General features: G+C 60.0%; 21 protein-coding genes and 1 other RNA gene. 5 read left to right on the top strand and 17 right to left on the bottom strand.

What is annotated here, in order from left to right; translation table 11 throughout:
• Position 1: 1 nt before the first annotated feature.
• The 9 genes from mraY to rsmI form a co-directional block, all read right to left on the bottom strand.
• Positions 2 to 1,084, bottom strand: a complete 1,083-nt coding sequence (gene mraY, locus PSH97_RS22850) for a phospho-N-acetylmuramoyl-pentapeptide-transferase (protein WP_008005012.1) — start codon at positions 1,082 to 1,084, stop codon at positions 2 to 4.
• A complete protein-coding gene (locus PSH97_RS22855; RefSeq protein WP_305446802.1) occupies positions 1,084 to 2,451 on the bottom strand; it encodes a UDP-N-acetylmuramoyl-tripeptide--D-alanyl-D-alanine ligase in 1,368 nt (455 codons plus the stop codon). Before PSH97_RS22855 ends, mraY begins: the two co-directional genes overlap by 1 nt.
• Positions 2,444 to 3,907: a UDP-N-acetylmuramoyl-L-alanyl-D-glutamate--2,6-diaminopimelate ligase gene (locus tag PSH97_RS22860; RefSeq protein ID WP_305446803.1), complete on the bottom strand. Its 1,464-nt coding sequence runs from the start codon at positions 3,905 to 3,907 to the stop codon at positions 2,444 to 2,446. Before PSH97_RS22860 ends, PSH97_RS22855 begins: the two co-directional genes overlap by 8 nt.
• Positions 3,907 to 5,646 (bottom strand): peptidoglycan D,D-transpeptidase FtsI family protein, encoded by a 1,740-nt coding sequence (locus PSH97_RS22865; RefSeq protein WP_177319036.1) that lies wholly within the window; start codon positions 5,644 to 5,646, stop codon positions 3,907 to 3,909. The genes PSH97_RS22860 and PSH97_RS22865 overlap by 1 nt, the downstream gene beginning before the upstream one ends.
• Entirely contained in the window at positions 5,646 to 5,939 is a 294-nt protein-coding gene (gene ftsL, locus PSH97_RS22870) for a cell division protein FtsL (RefSeq protein WP_038981628.1), read from the bottom strand. Before ftsL ends, PSH97_RS22865 begins: the two co-directional genes overlap by 1 nt.
• On the bottom strand, positions 5,936 to 6,883 hold the full coding sequence (gene rsmH / locus PSH97_RS22875; protein ID WP_370694677.1) for a 16S rRNA (cytosine(1402)-N(4))-methyltransferase RsmH: 948 nt from the start codon (positions 6,881 to 6,883) through the stop codon (positions 5,936 to 5,938). Before rsmH ends, ftsL begins: the two co-directional genes overlap by 4 nt.
• Positions 6,880 to 7,335: a division/cell wall cluster transcriptional repressor MraZ gene (mraZ, locus tag PSH97_RS22880; protein ID WP_003205355.1), complete on the bottom strand. Its 456-nt coding sequence runs from the start codon at positions 7,333 to 7,335 to the stop codon at positions 6,880 to 6,882. Before mraZ ends, rsmH begins: the two co-directional genes overlap by 4 nt.
• Before the next feature lie 353 nt (positions 7,336 to 7,688).
• Positions 7,689 to 8,042, bottom strand: an RNA gene (gene rnpB / locus PSH97_RS22885) — RNase P RNA component class A.
• A 73-nt stretch (positions 8,043 to 8,115) separates the two neighbouring features.
• Positions 8,116 to 9,021 carry a 16S rRNA (cytidine(1402)-2'-O)-methyltransferase gene (gene rsmI, locus PSH97_RS22890; RefSeq protein ID WP_161794736.1) on the bottom strand — a complete coding sequence of 302 codons (906 nt, stop codon included), beginning with the start codon at positions 9,019 to 9,021 and terminating at the stop codon, positions 8,116 to 8,118.
• A gap of 177 nt (positions 9,022 to 9,198) precedes the next feature.
• On the opposite strand from rsmI, the gene PSH97_RS22895 reads away from it, so the two are divergent.
• The 4 genes from PSH97_RS22895 (at position 9,199) to PSH97_RS22910 (ending at position 12,645) form a co-directional block, all read left to right on the top strand.
• Positions 9,199 to 11,010 carry a penicillin-binding protein activator gene (locus PSH97_RS22895; RefSeq protein ID WP_305446804.1) on the top strand — a complete coding sequence of 604 codons (1,812 nt, stop codon included), beginning with the start codon at positions 9,199 to 9,201 and terminating at the stop codon, positions 11,008 to 11,010.
• Positions 11,010 to 11,372 carry a YraN family protein gene (locus PSH97_RS22900; protein ID WP_305446805.1) on the top strand — a complete coding sequence of 121 codons (363 nt, stop codon included), beginning with the start codon at positions 11,010 to 11,012 and terminating at the stop codon, positions 11,370 to 11,372. Before PSH97_RS22895 ends, PSH97_RS22900 begins: the two co-directional genes overlap by 1 nt.
• Before the next feature lie 104 nt (positions 11,373 to 11,476).
• Positions 11,477 to 12,070: a phosphoheptose isomerase gene (locus PSH97_RS22905; RefSeq protein WP_007904374.1), complete on the top strand. Its 594-nt coding sequence runs from the start codon at positions 11,477 to 11,479 to the stop codon at positions 12,068 to 12,070.
• The gene (locus tag PSH97_RS22910) at positions 12,067 to 12,645 is read left to right on the top strand and encodes a BON domain-containing protein (protein ID WP_305446806.1); all 579 of its coding nucleotides are present in this window, start codon (positions 12,067 to 12,069) and stop codon (positions 12,643 to 12,645) included. The genes PSH97_RS22905 and PSH97_RS22910 overlap by 4 nt, the downstream gene beginning before the upstream one ends.
• 120 nt (positions 12,646 to 12,765) lie before the next feature.
• Here PSH97_RS22910 and PSH97_RS22915 read toward each other — a convergent pair whose 3' ends face one another.
• The gene (locus PSH97_RS22915; RefSeq protein WP_305446807.1) at positions 12,766 to 13,077 is read right to left on the bottom strand and encodes a Nif3-like dinuclear metal center hexameric protein; all 312 of its coding nucleotides are present in this window, start codon (positions 13,075 to 13,077) and stop codon (positions 12,766 to 12,768) included.
• A 5-nt stretch (positions 13,078 to 13,082) separates the two neighbouring features.
• Positions 13,083 to 16,979: a phosphoribosylformylglycinamidine synthase gene (gene purL, locus PSH97_RS22920; RefSeq protein ID WP_305446808.1), complete on the bottom strand. Its 3,897-nt coding sequence runs from the start codon at positions 16,977 to 16,979 to the stop codon at positions 13,083 to 13,085.
• A 274-nt stretch (positions 16,980 to 17,253) separates the two neighbouring features.
• Between purL and mltF the strand changes: the two genes are divergently transcribed.
• Positions 17,254 to 18,714, top strand: a complete 1,461-nt coding sequence (gene mltF, locus PSH97_RS22925) for a membrane-bound lytic murein transglycosylase MltF (RefSeq protein WP_305446809.1) — start codon at positions 17,254 to 17,256, stop codon at positions 18,712 to 18,714.
• Between the two features lie 128 nt (positions 18,715 to 18,842).
• Here the strand turns inward: mltF and pdxJ are convergent, their stop codons facing one another.
• The 6 genes from pdxJ to lepA all read right to left on the bottom strand — a co-directional run bounded on the left by pdxJ (position 18,843) and on the right by lepA (position 24,973).
• Positions 18,843 to 19,589 (bottom strand): pyridoxine 5'-phosphate synthase, encoded by a 747-nt coding sequence (pdxJ, locus tag PSH97_RS22930; RefSeq protein WP_305446810.1) that lies wholly within the window; start codon positions 19,587 to 19,589, stop codon positions 18,843 to 18,845.
• 97 nt (positions 19,590 to 19,686) lie between these two features.
• Positions 19,687 to 20,376 carry a DNA repair protein RecO gene (gene recO, locus PSH97_RS22935; RefSeq protein ID WP_305446811.1) on the bottom strand — a complete coding sequence of 230 codons (690 nt, stop codon included), beginning with the start codon at positions 20,374 to 20,376 and terminating at the stop codon, positions 19,687 to 19,689.
• Positions 20,377 to 20,544: 168 nt separating this feature from the next.
• Positions 20,545 to 21,447, bottom strand: coding sequence for a GTPase Era (gene era, locus PSH97_RS22940; RefSeq protein ID WP_305446812.1), 903 nt, complete (start codon positions 21,445 to 21,447; stop codon positions 20,545 to 20,547).
• A complete protein-coding gene (rnc, locus tag PSH97_RS22945; protein WP_007905528.1) occupies positions 21,440 to 22,129 on the bottom strand; it encodes a ribonuclease III in 690 nt (229 codons plus the stop codon). The genes era and rnc overlap by 8 nt, the downstream gene beginning before the upstream one ends.
• A 184-nt stretch (positions 22,130 to 22,313) precedes the next feature.
• Complete coding sequence (lepB, locus tag PSH97_RS22950) at positions 22,314 to 23,168, bottom strand: signal peptidase I (protein ID WP_038981676.1); 855 nt, start codon at positions 23,166 to 23,168, stop codon at positions 22,314 to 22,316.
• A 5-nt stretch (positions 23,169 to 23,173) separates the two neighbouring features.
• Complete coding sequence (gene lepA, locus PSH97_RS22955; RefSeq protein ID WP_305446813.1) at positions 23,174 to 24,973, bottom strand: translation elongation factor 4; 1,800 nt, start codon at positions 24,971 to 24,973, stop codon at positions 23,174 to 23,176.
• Positions 24,974 to 25,035 lie beyond the last annotated feature (62 nt).

The following is a 25,035-nucleotide window of genomic DNA, read 5'->3' on the forward strand; positions in this document are numbered from 1 at the left end:
TCTACCTCAGCTTCAGGGTGGCAAGGCCGACCAGTACCAGAATCACGGTGATGATCCAGAAACGGACGATCACACGTGGCTCGGGCCAGCCCTTGAGTTCAAAGTGGTGGTGTATCGGTGCCATGCGGAACACGCGGCGCCCGGTCAACTTGAAGGAGGCAACCTGAATGACAACCGACAGGGTCTCCATCACGAACACGCCGCCCATGATGAACAGGACGATTTCCTGACGGACGATCACCGCGATGGTGCCCAGGGCCGCGCCCAGTGCCAGTGCGCCGACGTCGCCCATGAACACTTGGGCCGGATAGGTGTTGAACCAGAGGAAACCCAGGCCCGCGCCGATCAGCGCGCCGCAGAATACGATCAACTCACCCGCGCCCGGCACGTAAGGAATCAGCAGGTATTCAGCGAATTTCACGTTACCCGACAGGTAGCAGAAGATCCCCAAGCCACCACCGACCATCACGGTAGGCATGATCGCCAGACCGTCGAGGCCGTCGGTCAGGTTGACCGCATTGCTCGAGCCGACAATCACGAAATAGGTCAGGACGATGAAACCCGCGCCCAGCGGAATGCTGTAGTCCTTGAGCATCGGCAGGATCAGGGTGGTTTCTACCGGCGTCGCGGCAGTCATATAAAGGAAGATCGCCGCGCCCAGGCCGAACACCGACTGCCAGAAATACTTCCAGCGGCTCGGAAGGCCGCGGGAATTTTTCTCGATGACTTTGCGGTAATCGTCGACCCAACCGATGGCGCCGAACAGCAGGGTCACCAACAACACGACCCAAACGTAACGGTTGGTCAGGTCAGCCCAGAGCAAGGTGCTGACGCCGATGGACGAAAGAATCAGCGCGCCGCCCATGGTCGGGGTACCCGACTTCGACAGGTGCGATTGCGGGCCGTCGTTGCGAACGGATTGACCGATCTGACGGTTCTGCAGAGTACGGATCATCCACGGGCCATAGCACAGCGACAAGACCAGCGCGGTCAGCACACCGAGGATCCCGCGCAGGGTCAGGTACTGAAAGACCGCGAAGCCTTTGTAGAACTGTTGCAGATACTCCGCTAGCAGCAGCAGCATTAATGTTTCTCCAGACGGGTCCCGCACAAAGCGGCGACGATGTTTTCCATCGCGGCGCTGCGCGAGCCCTTGATCAAAATGGTGGTGTTTGTGTCCTGCTCGGCTTCCAGGGCCTTGATCAGCTCAGCCTGAGTGCTGAAGTGAAAAGCCTGCTCGCCGAAAGCGTTCACGGCGTGGGTCATCATTGGCCCGACCGCGTACAGCGCGCAAACCTTGCCGCGGGCGTACTCGCCCACATCGCGGTGCCCCTGCTCCGCCCAATCGCCCAACTCGCCGATATCTCCGAGCACCAAAACGGTGCGACCGGAAAAGCCGGCGAGTATATCAACGGCGGCGCACATGGAGGTGGGGTTTGCGTTGTACGTGTCATCGATCACGCGCATACCGTTAGTTGCCAGTTGCGCGACGGTGCGGCCCTTGACCGGTTGCACGGCGCCGAGACCGGTAGCGATGCCGAACAGCGACACGCCCAAGGCATGGGCGGCAGCGGCGGCGGCCATCGCATTGGCGACGTTATGGGTGCCGAGCAGGTTCAGCTGAACCCGCTCCACACCTTCAGGGCTGTGCAGGTTGAACGCCGGGCAGCCGCGAGCATCGCGATCCAGATCGCTGGCGTAGAAGTCGGCGCTGATGTTGCTCAGGGCAAACGTCAGCACTTTGCGACCGGCGGCTCGGGTTTTCCAGATTTCAAACGCCTTGTCGTCGAGATTCAGCACGGCGACGCCATCGGCATCCAGCCCTTCGAGAATCTCGCCCTTGGCTTCAACGATTTTTTCCGGCCCGCCGAACTCGCCGACGTGGGCGGTCCCGGCGTTGTTGATGATAGCCACGTGGGGCTTGGTCATGCCGACGGTGTAGGCAATCTCGCCGAGCCGCGAAGCGCCGAGCTCGATCACGGCCGCGGTATGCTCCGGCGCCAGTTCGAGCAAGGTCAGTGGAGCGCCGAGGTCATTGTTCAGGTTGCCACGGGTCGCCAGCACCGGACCGCGCGTGCGCAGGATGCTTGCAAGCATTTCCTTGACCGTGGTCTTGCCGCTGGAGCCGGTGATGGCCACGACAGGCTGAGTGAATGCCGCACGATTCATCGCGCCCAATTGGCCGAGGGCCTGGCGGGTGTCCTTGACCAGCAGTTGCGGCAGCGCGCTGTCGGCGACTTCACGCTCGACCAAGGCACCCACGGCGCCTTTGGCGGCGACGTCATTGAGGTAATCATGGCCATCGAAACGCGGGCCGGCCAGAGCAATAAACAGCTGGCCGGGCGTGATCGCGCGGCTGTCGATGCTGACGCCGTCAAAGCTGGCGTCGCTGGCAATCAGACGGCCATTCAATGCGCTGGTCAGTTCGCTCAGTTTCAAGGCTTTAAGCATGGGCCACCTCCCACGCGGTCAGGGCGTGATCGGCCTCGACCAGATCGGAGAAAGCGTGGCGCTCGCCGTTGATTTCCTGATAGTCCTCGTGACCTTTACCGGCCAGGACAATCACGTCATCCGCCGAAGCGCTGGCGATCAATTGGGCAATCGCCTGGCCACGGCCGGCGACGAAGGCAACTTTATCCACAGCGGTGAAACCGGCACGGATGTCGTCGAAAATCACGGTCGGGTCTTCGGTGCGCGGATTGTCATCGGTGACCAGTACGCCATCGGCCAGACGCTCGACCACTTCCGCCATCAGCGGACGCTTGCCGCGATCGCGATCACCGCCGCAACCGAACAGACACAGCAACCGGCCTTTGGCGTGAGGACGCAGGGCCATCAAGACTTTTTCCAGCGCATCCGGTGTGTGGGCGTAATCGACCACCACCAACGGCTGAGTACCGCCGCCCAGGCGCTGCATGCGACCGGCCGGGCCTTCGAGTTTCGGCAGCACTTTGAGGATTTCGTCCAGCGCGTAGTCCAGCCCGAGCAAGGCGCCGATCGCGGCCAACACGTTGCTCAGGTTGAAACGGCCGAGCAAGGTGCTGCGCAAATGGTGTTCACCTTGCGGCGTGACCAGCGTGGCGCGCACGCCTTCGTCGTCGAACTGCGCTTCGCGGCAATACAGATAGGCACTGGAATCTTCCAGACTGTAAGTGATCAGTCGCGACTCGCCTTTATCAGCCGCCAGTTGCCGGCCGAAATCGTCGTCCAGGTTGACCACCCGGCACTTCAGATCATTCCAGGCAAACAACTTGGCCTTGGTTTCGCCATAGACCTGCATGGTGCCGTGGTAATCCAGATGATCGCGCGACAGGTTGGTCATCACCGCCACATCGAACGCCAACGCAGTCACGCGGCCCTGATCCAGGCCGTGGGAAGAGACTTCCATGGCCACGGCTTTGGCGCCGGCCTTTTTCAGGTCGGCGAGGGTCGCTTGCACCGCAATCGGGTTCGGCGTGGTGTGCAGACCGCTTTCCAGCGCGCCGTAGAAACCGGAGCCCAGGGTGCCGACAATGCCGCAGTGCTGACCGAGCAGGTCGAGCGCCTGGGCGATCAATTGGGTCACGCTGGTTTTACCGTTGGTGCCGGTCACGCCGATCAGGTTCAAATGACGGCTCGGGTCACCATAAAAACGTCCGGCGATGTCCGACAGCTGCGCCGCCAGGCCTTTGACCGGAATCAACGGCACATCGGTAATCGGCAGCACGGTCGCGCCTTCGACTTCATAAGCCACGGCAGCAGCGCCGCGTTGCAAGGCGTCGGCGATGTGCGCACGCCCGTCGAACTTGCCACCAGGAACCGCGAGAAACAGATCGCCTGCCCGTACGTTGCGGCTGTCCAGCGCCAATTCGCGGATCAACAGATCGCGGCCGGCGTGGGCGAAAATCTTGTTCAGGCTCAGCGACATCAGCCGCGCCCTCCATTAGCTTTCAGCGGAACGACCGGTGCGGCGTTCGCTTGTTGAGTGGCAGGCAGGTTGTCCGGGGTAATGTTCATCAGGCGCAAGGTCCCGGACATCACTTTGCTGAACACCGGCGCCGATACCAGACCACCGAAGTAACCGGCCTTGGTCGGTTCATCGATCACCACCACGATTGCGTAGCGCGGGTCGCTCATCGGGCCGAAGCCGGCAAACAGCGAGCGGTAGGAATTCTCGGCGTAGCCTTTGGTGCCGACCGACGTTTTACGCGCGGTACCCGACTTGCCGCCCACGTGATACGCCGGCACCTGCGCACGGAATACACCGCGCGGGGCTTCGATCACTTGTTGCAGCATGGTTTGCATGGTTTTCGCGACGGCTTCCGGCAATACCTGTGTGGTTTGCGGTGCCTTATCGGTTTTGATCAGGGTCAGCGGCGCGAGACGACCATTGTTGGCCAGGGCCGAGAAGGCGTGGACCAACTGGATCGCAGTCACGGAAATACCGTAGCCGTAGGACAGCGTGGCAGTTTCAGCCTTGCGCCATTCGCGGTAGTTCGGCAGGTTGCCAACGCGCTCGCCCGGGAAGCCGAGACCGGTGTCCTGACCGAGGCCGACTTTCTGCGCCAGGCGGAAAATCGTTTCGCCGCCGATATCGAACGCAACCTTGCTCATGCCGACGTTACTGGAATTGATCAGGATACCGGTCAGGTCGAGCACCGGGCCTTCACTCTTGGATACGTCCTTGATGGTGTACTTACCAATCTGCAAGGTGCCTGGATACACCTCAACGGTATCGGTCGGCTTCCAGCGCCCGGTTTCAATCGCGGCGCTCATGGAAATCGCTTTCATGGTCGAACCCGGTTCGAACACGTCGATCATCGCGCGGTTGCGCATCATCGCCGGTTGCAGGTTGCGACGGTTGTTCGGGTTGTAGGTCGGCTGGTTGACCATGGCGAGGATCTCGCCGGTCTTCACGTCCATGATCACCAGGCTGCCGGCCTTGGCGCCATTCTCGATGATCGCATTACGCAGTTCACGGTTGGCCAGATATTGCAGACGCAGGTCAATGGACAACGCCAAGGGCTTGCCGGCCTTGGCGTTTTTGGTGACCTGGACATCTTTGATCAGCCGGCCGCGCCGGTCCTTGATCACCTGTCGCTTGCCGGGGACGCCGGCCAGCCATTCGTCGTAGGCCAGCTCGACGCCTTCGCGCCCGTGATCATCGATGTCGGTAAAGCCGACCATATGGGCGGTGACTTCACCGGCCGGGTAGAAACGCCGGAACTCTTCGATGCCATAAACGCCCGGCACTTTCAGATCAAGCACAGCCTGGCCCTGCTCGGGGGTGAGCCCGCGCACCAGATAAATGAATTCTTTATTGGCCTGGGCTTCGAGACGTTCGGCCAAGGCTTTCGGGTCCTGCCCCAGCGCAGCCGCCAGTGCCGGCCACTTCTCTTTGGCCGTTTGCATTTCCTTGGCGTTGGCCCACAGGGTGGTGACCGGGGTACTCACGGCCAACGGCTCGCCGTTACGGTCGGTGATCAGACCACGGTGAGCCGGAATTGGAATATGACGAACGCTGCGTGCATCGCCCTGACCTTTAAGGAAGGCACGGTCGACCACTTGCAAATCGATGATGCGCCAGGCAATCGCCGCCACCATGATGCCGAGCAACCCGACCACCAGACGGAACCGCCATGGAAAGAGCGCGCCTTCGAGTTTCATCATGGCGCCACCATCTGCACTTCAGCGGCGCCGGGAATGCGCATCTTCAGTTGCTCGGTGGCCAGGACTTCGATACGGCTATGGGCGGTCCAGGTGCTCTGCTCGAGAATCAACCGGCCCCACTCCGCCTGCGCCTTGTCGCGCACGCTCAATTCGCCGTACAGAGAATTCAGCAACTGACGGTTCCAGTGTGCGCTATAGGACACGCCGATGGCCGACACAAGCACGCCGACAAACAGCAGCAGCATGAAAAAGCTTCCGCCGGGAAGTGGCTTGGCGAAAAGCTTGCTCACCGCAACTTCTCCGCGACACGCATGATGGCGCTACGGGAACGTGGGTTGGCTTTGAGTTCGGCCTCGGAGGCGGACTGCGCTTTGCCATGGATTTTGATTTTCGGTTCGAAAGCGACGTGACGGACCGGCAGGTTGCGCGGCAGGTTGTCGGCTTCGCCTTTCACCAGTTTGCGCATGAACAGTTTGACGATGCGGTCTTCCAGCGAGTGGAAGCTGATGACGACCAGACGGCCGCCTACTTCCAGGCATTCCAGCGCGGCTTCGAGGCCGGTTTCCAGATCGCCCAGTTCGTTGTTGACGTGAATACGCAGGCCCTGGAATGCACGGGTGGCCGGGTTCTTGCCCTTTTCCCATGCCGGGTTGGCGACTTTCAACACTTCAGCCAGATCGCCAGTGCGCTCGAACGGCTTGATGTCGCGACGCTCGGCCACGGCACGTGCCATGCGACCGGAGAAACGCTCTTCGCCATATTGCTTGAACACCCGGGCGATTTCTTCCACCGGCGCGGTGTTTACAAACTCGGCGGCGCTGATCCCGCGGGACGGGTCCATGCGCATGTCCAACGGACCGTCGTTGAGGAAACTGAAACCGCGCTCCGGGTCGTCGAGCTGCGGCGAAGACACGCCGAGGTCGAGCAGAACACCGCTGACCTTGCCGGCCAGACCGCGCTCGGCGACTTCCGAACCGAGCTCGGCAAAGCTGCGCTGCACAACGACAAAGCGGCCGTCTTCGGCCGCTAGCGTTTGCCCGGTGGCAATCGCTTGAGGATCTTTGTCGAATCCGAGCAACCGGCCATCAGGCCCGAGCTGGCTGAGGATCAACCGACTGTGCCCGCCACGGCCGAACGTACCGTCCAGATAGCAGCCATCAGGACGTACGGCGAGAGCCTCGACGGCTTCGTCAAGCAGTACGGTGATGTGGTTAAAGCCGCTATCAATAGTCACAGGATCAAATCACGCAGTTCATCAGGCATAGCGCCCGGTTGTTGAATAGCAGCCAGGTCAGCGGCAGAAACCGCATTCCAGGCATCCTCGTCCCACAATTGGAACTTGTTCAGTTGGCCTACCAACATTGCGCGCTTATCCAACTTGGCATATTCGCGAAGACGCGGCGGAACCAGAAAACGACCACTGCCATCGAGCTCGAGGTCGACGGCATTACCAATCAGTAAACGTTGCAGGCGGCGGTTTTCTTCGCGTAGCGAAGGCAGTGCGCGCAGTTTGGTTTCGATAATTTCCCACTCATCGAGGGGATAAACACACAAACACGGATCAACGGCATCGATGGTGACGATTAATTGACCAGAACTACGCGAAACCAGCTCGTCACGGTACCGGCTCGGCATAGCGAGACGGCCCTTTGCATCGAGACTGATAGCGTTAGCTCCGCGAAACACGTCAGCGTTTCTCCAAATATTAGCGTTTTACGCTCAAAAAACCCACTTCATGCCACTTTCCGCCACTTGCGCACACTATAGGAATGCCCCCACCACACCGTCAAGGCGCGGATTAAAGGAAAAGCCTTACAGAACGGAGATTTAGGAGCGTAAAAGGAGGGTTAACGAGAATCTGACGGATGAATTCGCTCAATAACTTGAATCAGCACAGAAGGCTGCGTTCAGAAGTTAAAGTAGTTTGTTAAGAGTAAGATTTTTTCGGTATTACAAAAGCGCTTCTGCTATTGATTCAGCAGGGAGGGAAATTGCCATTACGCACATCGCTGCCAATGATCCGGCAGAGAGGAAAAAAGGTGGAGAGTCGATCTGTAAGCCGGGTTCTGTCTTGAACAGTCATTCGTCTACGATGGCCATCACTGGACATCTTTAGCAACCTACCCGGTCCCAGCGCGGGCCACGCCTTGGGACCCTATTTGGTCTTGCTCCAAGTGGGGTTTACCTAGCCACGAACTGTTGCCAGACGTGCGGTGCGCTCTTACCGCACCTTTTCACCCTTACCGGCGCCGAAGCGCTTAGGCGGTTATTTTCTGTGGCACTTTCCGTAGGCTCACGCCTCCCAGGCATTACCTGGCACTTCGCCCTATGGAGCCCGGACTTTCCTCCCCCCCCTAATTTTCATAGAGGGCAGCGACTGTCCGATCGACTCTCCGCCGCGAAGATTAACGGCAGAGCGGCCGAAGAACAAGCGCTAAAAGCCTCTGGCCGGCGCTGCATGCCGGTTTACTCGCCCTTCTGTTTATCCAGCGCGACCTGATAGAGCACATTCTTGCGTTCGCCGGTAATTTGCGCCGCCAATGCCGCTGCACGCTTGAGCGGCATCTCTTCGAGTAGCAGGTCGAGAATACGCATGGCCTCACTGCTGACAGCGTCTTCGGTTTCTGGGGCAGTCCAGCCCGCCACCAGCACCACACACTCGCCACGCTGCTGATTGCTGTCCGATTCGACGAACTCACGCAACTCGGCCAATGGCAAGCCCTTGAGGGTTTCGAAAGTCTTGGTCAGTTCACGCGCCAGCAACGCCGGACGCTCGGCGCCGAATACCAGCTCCATGTCTTGCAGGCATTCGAGGATGCGGTGCGGTGCTTCGTAGAAAATCAGCGTGCGCGGTTCTTCTTTTACCAGTTCCAGACGAGCACGTCGGCCGACAGCCTTGGCCGGCAAAAACCCTTCGAAGATGAAACGGTCGGATGGCAGCCCCGCCGCCGACAACGCAGCAATCAAGGCACATGCACCCGGCACCGGCACCACATTGATTCCCGCGGCACGGGCCTGGCGCACCAGGTGATAACCCGGATCTGAAATCAGCGGCGTCCCGGCGTCGGAAATCAACGCCACATCGTCGCCCGCCAGCAGACGCGTGATAAAGCGGTTACCCTCCTCCCGCTCGTTGTGTTCATGGCAGGCCGCCAGCGGCGTGGGAATACCGAAATGCTGCATCAATCGCTGGGAATGGCGAGTATCTTCGGCCGCGATCAAGGCGACCTCGCGCAGGATCTTCAGCGCACGCGCACTGATATCGTCCAGGTTGCCGATGGGCGTCGCCACCACATAAAGCGAGCCAGCAGCGGAATTCAAAGCACCTGGAGCAGTCAAAGCGCACACCTCATGATCGGTAAAAGGCGACATTGTAGCGCGTAGCGGCGCTTGCGATACGCCTTGCCCTCCCCGGGTTTTCCAGCCTTTTGTGCAGTGCTGCAACATTTGCACGAGCTAAATTGATCGATTCACGCCAGTAACATCGCGCCCCGGCCAGTGCTTGGGTACAATTCCACGCTAATTTGATCGAGTATCAGGAACACTTACATGATCGCTTGCCTGCGGCTGCTCACTGCCCTCTGCCTCGCTGCCTTGCTGGCGGCTTGCGCCAGCTCGCCCTCCTCCAGCCTTGGCGAACTTCCACGGACCCCGGACGCCAGTATCGAGCAACTGCTCGAACAGGCCACTAAAAGCAAAGATCCGGAAAAAGCCGCTCTATTGCGCTTGAGCGCGGCAGACCTGGCTTATCGTCAGGGCAATGCCGGGCAGTCCGCGCAAATCCTGCAACAGGTCCCGGTGGAACAACTCAAGCCTGGCCAACAAGTCTTCGCCAACACCCTGGCGGCTGAACTGGCCATGGTCCGCAATCAGCCCAAAGCGGCGCTGACTGCCTTGAGCCATCCGAGCCTGCAACGCCTGAGCGAACTGCCCGTCGAACAACAGGTTCGCACCGGCACCGTTCATGCCCGCGCCCTTGAGGCCGACGGCCAGACCCTGGCCGCCGCCCGGGAGCGCATCTTTATTGCGCCGATGCTTGAAGGTGAAGCTGCCAGCAAAAACCACGAAGCGATCTGGACCCTGATCGCTTCGCTGCCGACCGATCAATTGCAGCCGACCACCGACGATGACCTTGGCGGCTGGATCCGTCTGGCGCTGGCGGTGAAAACGGCCGGCACCCTGGAACAGCAGCAAGCCGCGATCGACAACTGGCGTGAAAAAAATCCAAAACACCCGGCTGCCATCCAGCTGCCGCTGCCACTGACCAAGCTCAAGGAGCTGGCCAGCCAGCCCCTGAGCAAGATCGCCCTGCTACTGCCGCAAGACGGCCCGCTGGGTTCGGTTGGCAAAGCACTGCGCGAAGGCTTCATGGCCGCTCACTACCAGGCGCAACAAGCCGGGCAGAAGCCGCCGGCCATCGAGTTCTATGACAGCTCGCGCCTGACCTCCCTCGACGAGTTTTATCGCAAGGCCCAGGCCGATGGCGTGCAACTGGTGGTCGGCCCACTGGAGAAGCCCCTGGTCAAACAACTCAGCGCGCGCCCGCAACTGCCGATCACGACCCTTGCACTGAACTACAGCGAAGGCGAACAAGGTCCGGCCCAACTGTTCCAGTTCGGTCTTGCCGCTGAAGACGAAGCCCGCGAAGTGTCCCGTCGTGCGCGCGCCGATGGCCTGCACCGCGCCGCCATCATGGTGCCGAAAGGCGAATGGGGTGACCGCGTACTCAGGGCGTTCAGCCAGGATTGGCAAGCCAACGGGGGCAGCATCGTTGCTACCGAACGCGTCGACCAGCCGGTGCAACTGGCCCAGCAGATTGCCGACATGTTCCAGTTGCGCCAGAGCGAAGGCCGCGCCAAGAGCCTGCAAAGCACCGTTGGCTCGCAGGTTGCCGCACAACCTTCGCGTCGTCAGGACATCGAGTTCATCTTCCTGGCCGCAACGCCGCAACAGGCTCAACAGATCAAACCGACCCTGAACTTCCAGTACGCGGGTGACGTGCCGGTTTACGCCACCTCCCACGTGTTCAGCGCCAGCGGCGACCAGAACCAGTACAACGACATGAACGGTATTCGCTTCTGCGAAACCCCTTGGCTGCTGGACGCCAACGACCCGCTGCGCAAACAGGTCACTGCACAATGGCCACAAGCCGGCGGCAGCCTGGGTCGCCTGTACGCGATGGGCGTTGACGCCTATCGCCTGGCACCGCGCCTGGGGCAACTCAAGGCCTTGCCGGACAGCCGCATCCAAGGCCAATCGGGCAGCCTGGGCATGACTCAGAATCAACGCGTCGAGCGTCAGTTGCCATGGGCAGAGTTCACCAACGGTCAGGTTCAACGCCTGCCGGACACCTCGCGCTGATGCCTGACAGGTCACGCCAGCAAAGCGGTAGAGATGCCGAGCGTCATGCGCTCGAGCATCTTCAGCAACAAGGTCTGCGCCTGCTGGCGCAGAACTGGTTGTGTAAACGCGGCGAGCTTGATCTGGTCATGCTTGATGGCGATACAGTAGTATTCGTCGAAGTCCGCTACAGAAAAAACACCCAATGGGGTGGCGCGCTCGATAGCATCGATGGCCGCAAACGGCAGAAACTGATTTTTGCCGCGCAGTATTTTCTTCAGCGCGAGTCGCGTTGGGCCAATTTCCCCTGCCGCTTCGACGTGGTTGCCATCGACAGCAACCTTGATCAGTTGAACTGGTTGCAGAATGCCTTCGACAGCTGATCGCTTGCGCCCCGAACCGGACACCTTCACCCAACACTTTTGCTCTTTGCTTTGCGGGCTGCACTTTCATGTGCCGAGTAGCCGCGCTAATTAAGGTCACACAGATGGACATGCAATCGCGAATTCGCCAGCTTTTTCAGGCCAGTATCGACACCAAGCAACAGGCGATGGACGTACTTGCACCGCACATCGAGCAAGCCAGCCAGGTCATGGTCAACGCCCTGCTCAACGAGGGCAAAATGCTGTCCTGCGGCAACGGCGGCTCCGCCGGTGACGCGCAGCACTTCTCGTCCGAACTGCTCAACCGTTTCGAGCGCGAGCGCCCGAGTCTGCCGGCCATCGCGCTGACCACCGACAGCTCGACAATCACCTCGATCGCCAACGATTACAGCTACAACGAAATCTTCTCCAAACAGATTCGCGCCCTGGGCCAGCCGGGTGATGTTTTGCTGGCGATTTCCACCAGCGGCAACTCGGCAAATATAATTCAAGCGATCCAGGCCGCACATGATCGCGAAATGATTGTCGTAGCATTGACCGGTCGTGATGGCGGCGGCATGGCGTCACTGCTATTGCCTGAGGACGTCGAGATTCGCGTACCGGCCAACGTCACCGCACGTATTCAGGAAGTCCACCTGCTGGCGATCCATTGCCTTTGCGATTTGATCGACAGCCAACTGTTCGGGAGTGAAGAATGACCCCTAATCGCCTAGGCCTTCTGGCCTTGACCCTGTGCCTTGGCATCAGCGGCTGCACCTCGGTGGTTACCGCCAGCCGTGAAGCGCCGATCGATGATGACCGTGGCACCCGCACCTTCGGCAGCAAGATCGACGACTCCCTGATCGAAACCAAGGCAGGTGTAAACATCGCCAAGGCCGATCCGGACCTGGACAACAACTCGCACATCGTCGTCACCAGCTTCAACGGCGTAGTGCTGCTCGCCGGGCAAACCCCGCGCGCCGACCTCAAGGCCAAGGCCGAACAGGTTGCCGCCTCCGTTCAGCGGGTAAAGAAGGTACACAACGAGCTGCAAGTGCTGCAGCCTTCCTCGCTGCTGGCGCGCCAGAACGACACGTGGCTGACCACCAAGATCAAGACCCAGATGCTTACCGATCCCTCCATCCCGGGGTCACGCATCAAGGTTGTGACTGAAAACGGCATCGTCTACTTGCTGGGTCTGCTGACCAAGCAGGAAGCGGCCCAGGCAACCAATCTGGTACAAGGCGTTTCCGGCGTGCAGAAGATCGTGAAGTTGTTTGAGTACATCGACTGATCGGCTTGTAGGCGTCTGCGCAAAACGGTGGAACCCTCACCCGATTGCGCACATGCCGGGCGCACAAAAAAACCCGCTGAAATCACTTCAGCGGGTTTTTCATTTCAGCGGCCAGGAAGATCAGAAATCCTCCAACCGCCATACCTCGTAAGCCGGCGTCTCATAGGGATGACTCTCTTTCAGAGCCACCACCACCGCCCGAATCAACTCATCGCTGACCACAAGCTCAACCTTCCATTCCTCAACCTGCTCGACCTGCCCCGCTTCGCCAATGAACGGCTGACTGCCATCCAGTGGACGAAACTGACCCAACCCGAACACCTGCCACGCGCAGCGATCATAAGCCCCGATCCGCCCGCCACCGGCAGCGAACACAGCACTCTTGACCACCTCGACATGGCTGGCCGGAACAAAAAAACTGAGCTTGTACACGGCGCTTAGTTAACCCAAACCCGAGCATTACGGAACATACGCATCCAAGGTGCGTCTTCGTTCCAGTCTTCCGAACACCACGAGTTCTGCACGGCGCGGAATACACGCTCCGGGTGCGGCATCATGATGGTCACGCGACCGTCACGGCTGGTCAAACCGGTGATCCCGCGCGGCGAGCCGTTCGGGTTGGCCGGGTAGTTTTCGGTGACCTTGCCGTGGTTGTCGACGAAACGCATCGCCACGCAACCCGACAGATCGGCTTCCAGCAACGCTTCTTCGCTGGCGAATTCGGCATGGCCTTCGCCGTGCGCGATAGCGATCGGCATGCGTGAACCGGCCATGCCTTGCAGGAAGATCGAGTTCGACTCCTGGATCTGTACCATCGCCACGCGCGCTTCGAACTGCTCGGAACGGTTGCGCACGAAGTGCGGCCAGAACTCGCTGCCCGGGATCAACTCGTGCAGGTTGGACATCATCTGGCAACCGTTGCACACGCCGAGGGTGAAGCTGTCGTTACGTTCGAAGAAGCCCTGGAAGGCATCGCGAGCGCGGCTGTTGAACAGCGCGGACTTGGCCCAGCCTTCGCCGGCACCCAGGACGTCGCCGTAGGAGAAACCGCCGCAAGCCACCAGACCTTTGAACTCGTTCAGGTCGACACGGCCGGCCAGAATGTCGCTCATGTGCACGTCGATCGCGTTGAAACCGGCGCGGTCGAACGCGGCCGCCATTTCCACCTGACCGTTGACGCCCTGCTCACGCAGCACGGCAACCTGTGGGCGGATGCCTTTCTTGATGTAAGGCGCGGCGACGTCCTGGTTGACGTCGTAGCTGAGCTTGACGCTCAGGCCCGGGTTGTCTTCTTCCAACAATACGTCGAATTCTTGATCGGCGCAGTCAGCGTTGTCACGCAGACGCTGGATCTGATAGCTGGTTTCAGCCCACTGACGTTGCAGCAGACGACGCTGACCTTCGAATACGGTGTCACCGTTGAAAGTGATGCTGATTTCACCGTTGTTCATTGGCTGACCGATCACCGATACGCAATCACTCAGACCGGCAGCACTGAACTGCGCGAGGATGTCTGGAGTGGCGTCCTGGCGAACCTGGATCACGGCGCCCAGTTCTTCGTTGAACAGGATCGCGGCGATGTCGGCGGAGGTTTCGGCCAGACCGTCGAGGTTCAGGCTCAGGCCGCAGTGGCCGGCAAAGGCCATTTCCACCACGCTGGTCAGCAAACCACCGTCGGAACGGTCGTGGTAAGCCAGCAAGTGACCGTCGGCGTTGAGGCCCTGGATCACGGCAAAGAAGGCTTTCAGGTCTTCGGCGTCATCGACGTCTGGTGCCTGCTTGCCGAGTTTGCCGTGAACCTGAGCGAGGATCGAAGCGCCCATGCGGTTCTGACCGCGACCGAGGTCGATCAGGATCAGGTCGGTAGTGCCCTTGTCCATGCGCAGTTGCGGGGTCATGGTCTGACGGATGTCAGCCACTGGGGCGAAACCGGTCACGATCAGCGACATCGGCGAAGTCACAGTCTTGTCGACGCCTTCGTCGCTCCAGCGGGTGGCCATGGACATCGAGTCCTTGCCCACCGGAATGGTGATGCCGAGATCCGGGCACAATTCCATGCCGACCGCTTTCACGGTGTCGTACAGACGCGCGTCTTCACCCGGGTGACCGGCAGCGGACATCCAGTTGGCCGACAGTTTGATGTCGGAGATTTTGGCGATGCGCGAAGCCGCGATGTTGGTCAGGGTTTCGCCGATGGCCATGCGGCCCGACGCCGGAGCGTCCAGCAGAGCCAGCGGAGTGCGCTCGCCCATGGCCATGGCTTCACCGGTGTAGACGTCAAAACTGGTGGCGGTAACAGCAACGTCGGCCACCGGAACCTGCCACGGGCCGACCATCTGATCACGGGCCACGAGGCCGGTGATGGTGCGGTCGCCGATGGTGATCAGGAAGCTTTTGCTGGCCACGGCCGGGTGATGCAGAACGCGCTCGACGCAGTCGGCGATCTCGAGGGTTGACGGATCGAAATCGTCGCCCAGCTCGTTTTCGCGAACGGCCGAACGGTGCATGCGCGGGGCTTTGCCCAGCAGCACTTCGAGCGGCATGTCCACCGGGCTGTTGCCGAAGTGGCTGTCGGTCACGGTCAGTTGCGGTTCGGCAGTGGCTTCGCCGACCACGGCAAACGGGCAACGCTCACGTTCGCAGATCGCCTGGAAGCGTTCGAAGTCCGCCGGGCCGACTGCCAGAACGTAGCGTTCCTGGGATTCGTTACTCCAGATTTCGTGCGGGGCCATGCCCGGCTCGTCGTTTGGAATGTTGCGCAGTTCGAAGCGACCGCCACGGTTACCGTCGTTGACCAGTTCCGGGAAGGCGTTGGACAGACCGCCCGCACCCACGTCATGGATGAAGCTGATCGGGTTCTTGTCACCCAACTGCCAGCAACGGTCGATGACTTCCTGGCAGCGACGCTCCATTTCAGGGTTTTCGCGCTGTACGGATGCGAAATCCAGATCCGCCGAGCTGGTGCCGGTGGCCATGGAAGAGGCAGCGCCACCGCCCAGGCCGATCAGCATTGCCGGGCCGCCGAGCACGATCAGCTTGGAGCCGACGGTGATCTCGCCTTTCTGTACGTGTTCGGCACGGATATTACCCATGCCGCCAGCCAGCATGATCGGCTTGTGGTAACCGCGAACTTCGTCGCCACGCGGGGTGGTGATCGATTGTTCGAAGGTACGGAAGTAGCCGGTCAGGGCCGGACGGCCGAATTCGTTGTTGAACGCGGCACCGCCCAACGGGCCTTCAATCATGATGTCCAGCGCGGTAACGATGCGCTCAGGCTTGCCGTACGGCACTTCCCACGGCTGTTCGAAACCCGGGATTTGCAGGTTGGACACGGTGAAACCGGTCAGGCCAGCCTTTGGCTTGGCGCCGCGACCGGTTGCACCTTCATCACGAATCTCACCGCCGCTACCGGTGGATGCGCCCGGGAACGGGGCAATCGCGGTCGGGTGGTTGTGAGTTTCGACTTTCATCAGGATGTGCACCGGTTCCTGCACCGCGCCGTACTGGCGGGTTTCAGGGTCCGGGAAGAAACGACCGGCAACGGAGCCGACGATCACCGAGGCGTTGTCCTTATAAGCCGACAAAACACCTTCGCTGTGCATCTGATAGGTGTTCTTGATCATGCCGAACAGGCTTTTTTCCTGGCTCTGACCGTCGATATCCCAACTGGCGTTGAAGATCTTGTGACGGCAGTGCTCGGAGTTCGCCTGGGCAAACATCATCAGTTCGATGTCGTGCGGGTTGCGCTTCAAGCCGACGAAGGCGTTGACCAGGTAGTCGATCTCGTCTTCGGCCAGGGCCAGGCCCAGCTCGGTGTTGGCTTTTTCGAGCGCGGCGCGGCCGCCACCCAACACGTCGATCGCGGTCAGGGGCTTGGGTTCGGCGTGGCTGAACAGGCCGGCGGCTTGTTCAAGGTTGTCCAATACGATCTGGGTCATGCGGTCATGCAAGGCGCCTGCGATCAGCTGCGCTTCGGCGTCGCTGAACTGGCCGGCGACGTAGAACGCGATACCGCGCTCCAGGCGCTGGATCTTGGTCAGGCCGCAGTTGCGAGCGATGTCGCTGGCTTTACTGGACCACGGCGAGATAGTGCCGAAACGTGGCAACACCAGAAACAGACGACCGGTTGGCTCTTGTACTGGAACGCTTGGGCCGTACTTCAGAAGGCGCGCGAGCACCTGCTGTTCGTCGCCGGTCAGGACGCCGGTAACTTCGGCGAAGTGAGCGAATTCAGCATACAAGCCGCTGACAGCCGGAACCTTCTGGCTCAGTTGCTCAAGGAGTTTGCTGTGGCGAAAGGCAGAAAGGGCAGGAGCGCCGCGCAGGATCAACATCTTCGGGACAGCCTCGGGAAGGGGTGTGCTTTGAGGCCGTGCATTCTAGCCTAAACCGCCCGCGACAGCACCCGAAACGGTACGCACGGCTGCACCCGAACGTCGGGCCGGGTATTCGGGCCTGAAACAGGTGCGCGCCGCGGGTTATTTTTTCTGTCACAAAATGCTGTTCGGGCCCATTCCTGCGGACTCCAAACGGGTTTTAGACTCTCTAGCAGACAAGCCCTTCGCTGTCGAGATATGGCGCTCGTGGTCCTTTGCGTATACTGCGCAGATGTTTTCCCCAACGGCTTTGCGTCCGCGGTACGCCAAATGGCTGATCGCAACCGGACTCTTCCTGGTGCTCGGTGGCTGTGTTGATAAACCCAACACGCTGGAGCGCGTAAAGGAGGATGGCGTGCTGCGGGTGGTTACCCGTAACAGTCCCGCCACCTACTTTCAGGATCGCAACGGTGAAACCGGCTTCGAATACGAGCTGGTGAAGCGCTTCGCCGACGATCTGGGGGTCGAACTCAAGATCGAAACTGCCGACAACCTCGACGACCTGTTCAATCAGGTGGGCAAGCCCAATGGCCCGGTGCTGGCTGCTGCCGGCCTGGTCAGCAGCGAGCAACGCAAAAAGCAGGTGCGCTTTTCCCACTCTTACCTCGAAGTCACCCCACAGATCATCTACCGCAACGGCCAATCACGGCCCACCGACGCAGGCGATCTGGTCGGCAAGAAGATCATGGTGCTCAAGGGCAGCACCCACGCCGAGCAATTGGCAGAGCTGAAAAAGAAATATCCCGGCATTGAATACGAAGAGTCCGACGCGGTTGAAGTCGTCGACTTGCTGCGCATGGTCGATGAAGCCCAGATCGACCTGACACTGGTCGATTCCAACGAAGTCGCAATGAACCAGGTGTACTTCCCCAACGTGCGGGTCGCCTTCGATCTCGGCGACGCCAGCAATCAGAGCTGGGCCGTGGCCGCCGGCGAAGACAACAGCCTGCTCAACGAGATCAATACCTATCTCGACAAAGTGAAGAAAAACGGCACCCTGCAACGCCTCAAGGATCGCTATTACGGGCACGTCGACGTGCTGGGTTACATGGGCGCCTACACCTTCGCCCAGCATCTGCAGCAGCGGTTGCCCAAGTACGAACAGCATTTCAAGACGTACGCCAAGAAAGAGAAAGTCGATTGGCGCTTGTTGGCCGCAGTTGGTTATCAGGAATCGCTGTGGCAAGCGGCGGTCACGTCCAAGACCGGCGTGCGCGGATTGATGATGCTGACCCAGAACACGGCGCAAGCCATGGGCGTGTCCAATCGCCTCGATCCCAAGCAGAGCATCATGGGCGGCGCGAAGTACCTGGCCTACATGAAGGAGCAACTGGATGAGTCGATCCAGGAGCCGGATCGTACGTGGTTCGCGCTCGCAGCCTACAACGTTGGTAGCGGTCATCTGGATGACGCGCGCAAACTGACAGCCAAGGCAGGGCTGAACCCGGACAAGTGGCTGGACGTGAAGAAAATCCTGCCGCGCCTGTCGCAGAAACAGTGGTACAGCAAGACTCGCTATGGCTATGCCCGGGGCGGCGAACCGGTGCATTTCGTGGCGAACATCCGTCGTTACTACGACATCCTGACGTGGGTCACGCAGCCACAGCTGGAAGGCAATCAGGTCGCCGAGGGCAACCTGCATGTGCCAGGGGTCGACAAGACCAAGCCGAGCCAGGAAACCCCGCCGCTTTAAATCTTCGCTGCCTTCAAAGACGCCATCGCGGGCAAGCCACGCTCCCACAGGTCCGCGTCGAGTACATAGTTGTCGTTCGACTCGGACCTGTGGGAGCGTGGCTTGCCCGCGATGGCCGCGCCGCCGATCTAACCTTTCAACGCAGCTGCCAGAATCAGCGCCTTCATCTCCGACACCGCCGACTTGAACCCGACGAACAACGCATGGGCCACCAGTGCATGGCCGATGTTCAGTTCGTTGATGCCCTTGATCGCCGCAACAGCCTCGACGTTGTGATAGTGCAGGCCGTGACCGGCGTTGACGATCAGGCCCTGGCCCAGACCGAATGCCACGCCATCGGCCACGCGCTTGAGCTCTTCAGCGACTTCGGTTGGCGTCTCGGCGTCCGCATAACGCCCGGTGTGCAATTCAATGGCCGGCGCACCAACACGGCGGGATGCTTCGATCTGCCGTTCGTCAGCGTCGATGAACAGCGATACTTCACAGCCGATCTTCGCCAGGCGATCCACCGCAGCCTTGATCCGCGCCTCCTGTCCTGCCACGTCCAGGCCGCCTTCGGTGGTCAGCTCCTGACGGGTTTCCGGAACCAGGCAGATGTGCGCCGGGCGGATGCGTTCGGCGAACGCCATCATTTCTTCGGTGACGCCCATTTCGAAGTTCATGCGGGTTTGCAGCACGTCCTTGAGCAGCAGGACGTCGCGCTCCTGAATGTGCCGGCGGTCTTCGCGCAAGTGCACGGTGATGCCGTCAGCGCCCGCCTCTTCCGCGTCCAGCGCTGCCTTGACCGGATCCGGGTAGCGAGTACCCCGGGCCTGACGCAGGGTGGCAACGTGGTCGATGTTCACGCCAAGAAGAATGCGATTGCTGGTGGTCACGGAAGCGCTCCTGAAATAAGGGAAAGTTCGGTGCACAGCATACACGGGGAGCTTGGGTCTGTTGACGCAAGCATCAACAGTTCCTATGGCTGCGAAACTATGGCTTGCGAAACAACTCGCGACTGACAAGGGGACGACCGCCCAGATGAACGGCCAGCGCCTGACGCATCAAGCGCTTGGCAGCGGACAGCGCACCGGGCGCGGACCAGTCGGCATCGGCCATCGCCAGCAGTTCAGTGCCATTGAACAGACCCGGTTGCAGCAGGTAGACCCGCTCCAGGCCTGCATCCACTTGCAAGCGATAGAGGCCGTCTGGCGCGATGGGGTCGCCGTGTATGTCGGTGTTCAATGCAAAGCCGTAACCGAGGTCGTCGAGCAAACGCCATTCGAAAGAGCGCAGCAACGGCTCCAGCGGACGGCCTTCAGCCAGGGCGAGCAAGGTCGCGGCGTAGTGATCGAAAACCGCGGGATGAGGGTCTTCGGCGGGCAGCAGACGAATCAGCAACTCGTTGAGGTACAGGCCGCTGAACAATGCTTCACCATTGAGCCAGGTCGAAACACCGGCGCTTTCCATGCGACCGACATTCTTCAGTTCTCCCCGCCCGCGAAACTCGACTTCGAGCGGCACGAACGGCCGCGCCAACGTCCCGGCCTTGCCCCGCGCGCTACGCAACACCGCCCGCAGCCGACCTTGCGGCGTAAGGAAATCCACCAGTGCACTGCTTTCGCGGTAGGCGCGGCTGTGGAGGACGTAGGCGGGTTGGCCGGTTGGCGCGGTGGTCGACATGGAAATCGCAGTTCTCAATGAAAGTGCGCAGTTTTACAACCCAAAACCAATGTGGGAGCGGGCTTGCCCGCGATGGCGGACTTACATTCAACATCTGCGCTGAATGTTACATCCTCATCGCGGGCAAGCCCGCTCCCACAGGGTTCTACGGTGCAGCGCAGACCGGGTTTACAGGTCGCCGTAACCCAGCGAACGTAGCGCACGCTCGTCATCGGACCAGCCGCCCTTAACCTTGACCCACAAGTTAAGCATGATCTTGGAGTCGAACAGCAGCTCCATGTCCTTGCGCGCCTCGGTGCCGATGCGCTTGATGCGCTCGCCCTTGTCGCCAATGATGATTTTCTTCTGGCCGTCACGCTCGACGAGGATCAAGGCATGAATGTGCAGGGTTTTGCCCTGCTGCTTGAACTCTTCGATTTCCACGGTGATCTGGTACGGCAGCTCGGCGCCCAGCTGACGCATGATTTTTTCGCGTACCAGTTCGGCGGCGAGGAAGCGGCTGCTGCGGTCGGTGATCTGGTCTTCCGGGAAGAAGTGATCGTTTTCCGGCAGGTGCTCGGCGATCACTCGTTCCAGCGTGTCCAGGTTGTGCCCGTGCTGGGCCGAGATCGGCATGATCTGCGCGTTCGGCAGCTGTTCCTGCAACCAGGTCAGGTGCGGCATCAGCTCGGACTTGTCTTCGATACGGTCGGTCTTGTTCAGCGCCACGATCAGCGGGCCGGTCACGTACTGAACGCGTTCGAGGACCATCTGGTCTTCATCGGTCCACTTGGTGCGGTCAACCACGAAGATCACCACGTCGACGTCTTTCAACGCCGCCGAAGCGGTCTTGTTCATGTAGCGGTTCAGAGCCTTTTCGCCGCCCTTGTGCATGCCCGGGGTGTCGACGTAGATCGCCTGAACGGCGCCTTCGGTCTTGATGCCGAGCATGTTGTGACGGGTGGTCTGCGGCTTGCGCGAGGTGATCGCCAGCTTCTGACCCAGAATGTGGTTCAGCAGCGTGGACTTGCCCACGTTGGGACGGCCGACGATGGCAACATAGCCACAGCGAGTTGCGGTTGTATCAGTCATTGCCATTCTCCACACCCAGGGCAATCAGTGCTGCGGCGGCCGCTACCTGTTCGGCAATACGACGACTCACACCCTGACCTCGGCTTTTTTCATTCAGTAAGATGATTTCACATTCGACGAAGAACGTCCGGCAATGCGGCTCACCCTGGATATCCACCACTTCGTAACGCGGCAGCTCACAACCACGGGACTGCAGGAATTCCTGCAGGCGGGTTTTCGGATCTTTGTTGGTGTCGACCAGCGTCAGCCCTTCGAACTCTCCGGCCAGCCAGGCCAGCACGCGCTCGCGCGCCATGTCCATGCCGGCGTCCAGATAAATCGCACCAATCAGCGCTTCCAGGGCATCGGCCAGAATCGACTCACGACGGAAACCGCCGCTTTTCAATTCGCCGGAGCCCAGGCGCAGGTATTCGCCCAGGTCGAAACCACGGGCCAGTACGGCCAGGGTCTCACCTTTCACCAAGCGGGCGCGCAAACGCGACAACTGGCCTTCGCGGGCCAGCGGGAAGCGATCGAACAGCGCCTCGCCAGCGACGAAGTTGAGGATGGCATCACCGAGGAACTCCAGGCGTTCGTTGTTGCGCCCGGCAAAGCTGCGGTGAGTCAGGGCCAGGACCATCAGCTCCTGGTCTTTGAAGGTGTAGCCGAGCTGACGCTCTAGACGGCTTAAGGAGACGCTCACGGTTTACCCACGCTGAGTTCGTGGCTGGATTCCACCGCCATCGCCGTGGTGCGGCGCAGGCTTGGGACAATTAACGCTGTGTTCAAAAATAACGTCCTGAATATCGTTGTTTTCATGCTTCTGTTGCCGATTATGCCGACTCCAGAAATGCATTCGGCGCTGTGTTCAACAGCGCCGCGTGTGATTACTTGATCAGGCCAACCCGCGAGAAATTCGGCAGGTGACTGAGTTTGGGTTCCGGCCAGCTCATCCAGACTGCGAAGGCCTTGCCGACGATATTCTTGTCGGGAACCATGCCCAGCAGATCCTTGGGAATACTCGGATCATCCCAGTAGCGACTGTCGTTCGAGTTGTCGCGGTTGTCGCCCATCATGAAGTAGTGCCCGGCAGGCACGGTCCACGAACGATCCGGCGCTGCGCGGTAGCGGCTCATTTCCTTGCGGATAAGGTGCTCGGCGATGCCGAGTTTTTCCTTGTAGAGCTCGGCACTGCCCAGCGTGCCCGGCTCGGAGCCGACCAGTTGTTCGGCAATTGACTCACCGTTGACGAACAGACGCTTGTCGGCGGTGTAGCGAATCTGGTCACCCGGCAGGCCCACCACACGCTTGATGTAATTGACGTTCGGGTCGCTCGGGTAGCGGAACACCATCACATCGCCGCGCTGCGGATCACCGACTTCGATGACTTTCTTGTCGATCACCGGCAGGCGGATCCCGTAAGAAAATTTGTTCACCAGAATGAAGTCGCCGACGTCCAGGGTCGGTTTCATCGAGCCGGAAGGAATCTGGAACGGTTCCACCAGGAACGAACGCAGCACCAGCACGATGAACAGCACCGGGAAGAACGACTTGCCGTATTCGACCAGCAGCGGCTCTTTGTTCAGTTTCTCGACCACCACCATGTCAGCCTGGCTGACGCTACCCTGGTAAGAGTTAATGGCAGCCCGGCGCCGTGGCGCCAGGAACAGCAGATCGAGCAACGCCAACAGGCCGCAGACGAACACGGCGATGACCAGCAACAGCGGGAAATTTAGTGACATAGGACCTAACTATCCAACCTGAGCACTGCAAGGAAGGCTTCTTGTGGAATTTCCACGTTACCCACCTGCTTCATGCGTTTTTTACCGGCCTTTTGCTTTTCCAGCAGTTTTTTCTTACGGCTGACGTCACCGCCGTAGCATTTGGCCAATACGTTCTTTCTGAGTGCCTTGACGGTTGTACGCGCCACAATCTGACCACCAATGGCGGCCTGGATTGCCACGTCGAACATCTGCCGCGGAATCAGGTCTTTCATCTTCTCGGTCAACTGGCGACCTTTGTAGTGCGAGTTGTCACGGTGCACGATCAGCGCCAGCGCGTCGACCTTGTCGCCGTTGATCAGCACGTCCAGTTTCACCAGGCTGGCCGATTGGTAACGATCGAAATGGTAGTCCAGAGAAGCATAGCCGCGACTGGTGGACTTCAAACGATCAAAGAAGTCCAGCACCACTTCGTTCATCGGCAGGTCGTAGGTCACTTGTACCTGGGAGCCGAGGAACAGCATATCGACCTGTACACCACGTTTTTCGATACACAGGGTAATGACGTTACCCAAGTGCTCTTGCGGTACAAGAATATTGGCGCGCACGATTGGCTCGCGCATGTCTTCGATGGCAGACAAGTCCGGCAGCTTGGACGGGTTATCGACGTAAATCGTCTCGCCAGTCTTGAGCAGCAGCTCGAAGATTACCGTCGGCGCCGTGGTGATCAGGTCCAGGTTGTATTCGCGCTCCAGGCGCTCCTGGATGATTTCCATGTGCAGCATGCCGAGGAAACCGCAACGGAAGCCGAAACCCAGTGCGTCTGAGCTTTCCGGTGTGTATTGCAGCGACGAATCGTTGAGCGTGAGCTTTTGCAGCGCCTCGCGGAAGTCCTCGAAGTCGTCGGAGCTGACCGGGAACAAGCCGGCGTACACCTGCGGCTGAATGCGTTTGAAGCCTGGCAGCACGTCAACGTCTGGCGTCGAACTCAAGGTCAGGGTATCGCCCACTGGCGCACCGTGAATGTCCTTGATGCTGGCGATGATGAAGCCCACTTCACCGGCCTTCAGGTCGGCGGTAGGGGTGTGTTTCGGGTTGAAGACACCGACGCTGTCCACCAGATGGATCTTGCCGGTGGACTTGACGAGGATCTTGTCGCCCTTCTTCACACGACCGTGGCGCACGCGAACCAGGGAAACAACGCCCAGGTAGTTGTCGAACCAGGAGTCGATGATCAACGCTTGCAGCGGATCTTCGTAGTTGCCGGTCGGCGCAGGAATGGTGTGAACCAGACGTTCGAGCACTTCGTCGACGCCCAGGCCGGTCTTGGCACTGCACTCGACCGCATCGGTGGCATCGATGCCGATGATTTTTTCGATTTCTTCTTTGACGCGGTCCGGATCGGCCTGAGGCAGGTCGATCTTGTTCAGGACTGGCATGACTTCCAGGCCCTGCTCGATTGCCGTGTAGCAGTTGGCAACCGACTGCGCTTCAACGCCCTGACCGGCATCGACCACCAGCAACGCACCTTCACAGGCCGCCAGCGAACGGCTGACTTCGTAGGTGAAGTCAACGTGGCCGGGGGTGTCAATGAAGTTCAGCTGGTACTTGATGCCATCGCGGGCGGTGTAATAAAGGGTGACGCTGTGGGCCTTGATGGTGATCCCGCGTTCACGTTCCAGGTCCATGGAGTCCAGCACCTGGGCTTCCATTTCGCGCTCGGCAAGGCCGCCGCACATCTGGATGAAGCGATCGGCCAGCGTCGACTTGCCATGGTCAATGTGGGCGATGATGGAGAAATTGCGGATATGACTCAAATCACTCACGGATCAACACTCAAAAAGGCTGCAGGCATAGCCCGCCGAAAAATAGCCGGGAATTGTACCTG

Source organism: Pseudomonas cucumis (assembly GCF_030687935.1).
Taxonomy (GTDB): Bacteria; Pseudomonadota; Gammaproteobacteria; order Pseudomonadales; family Pseudomonadaceae; genus Aquipseudomonas; species Aquipseudomonas cucumis.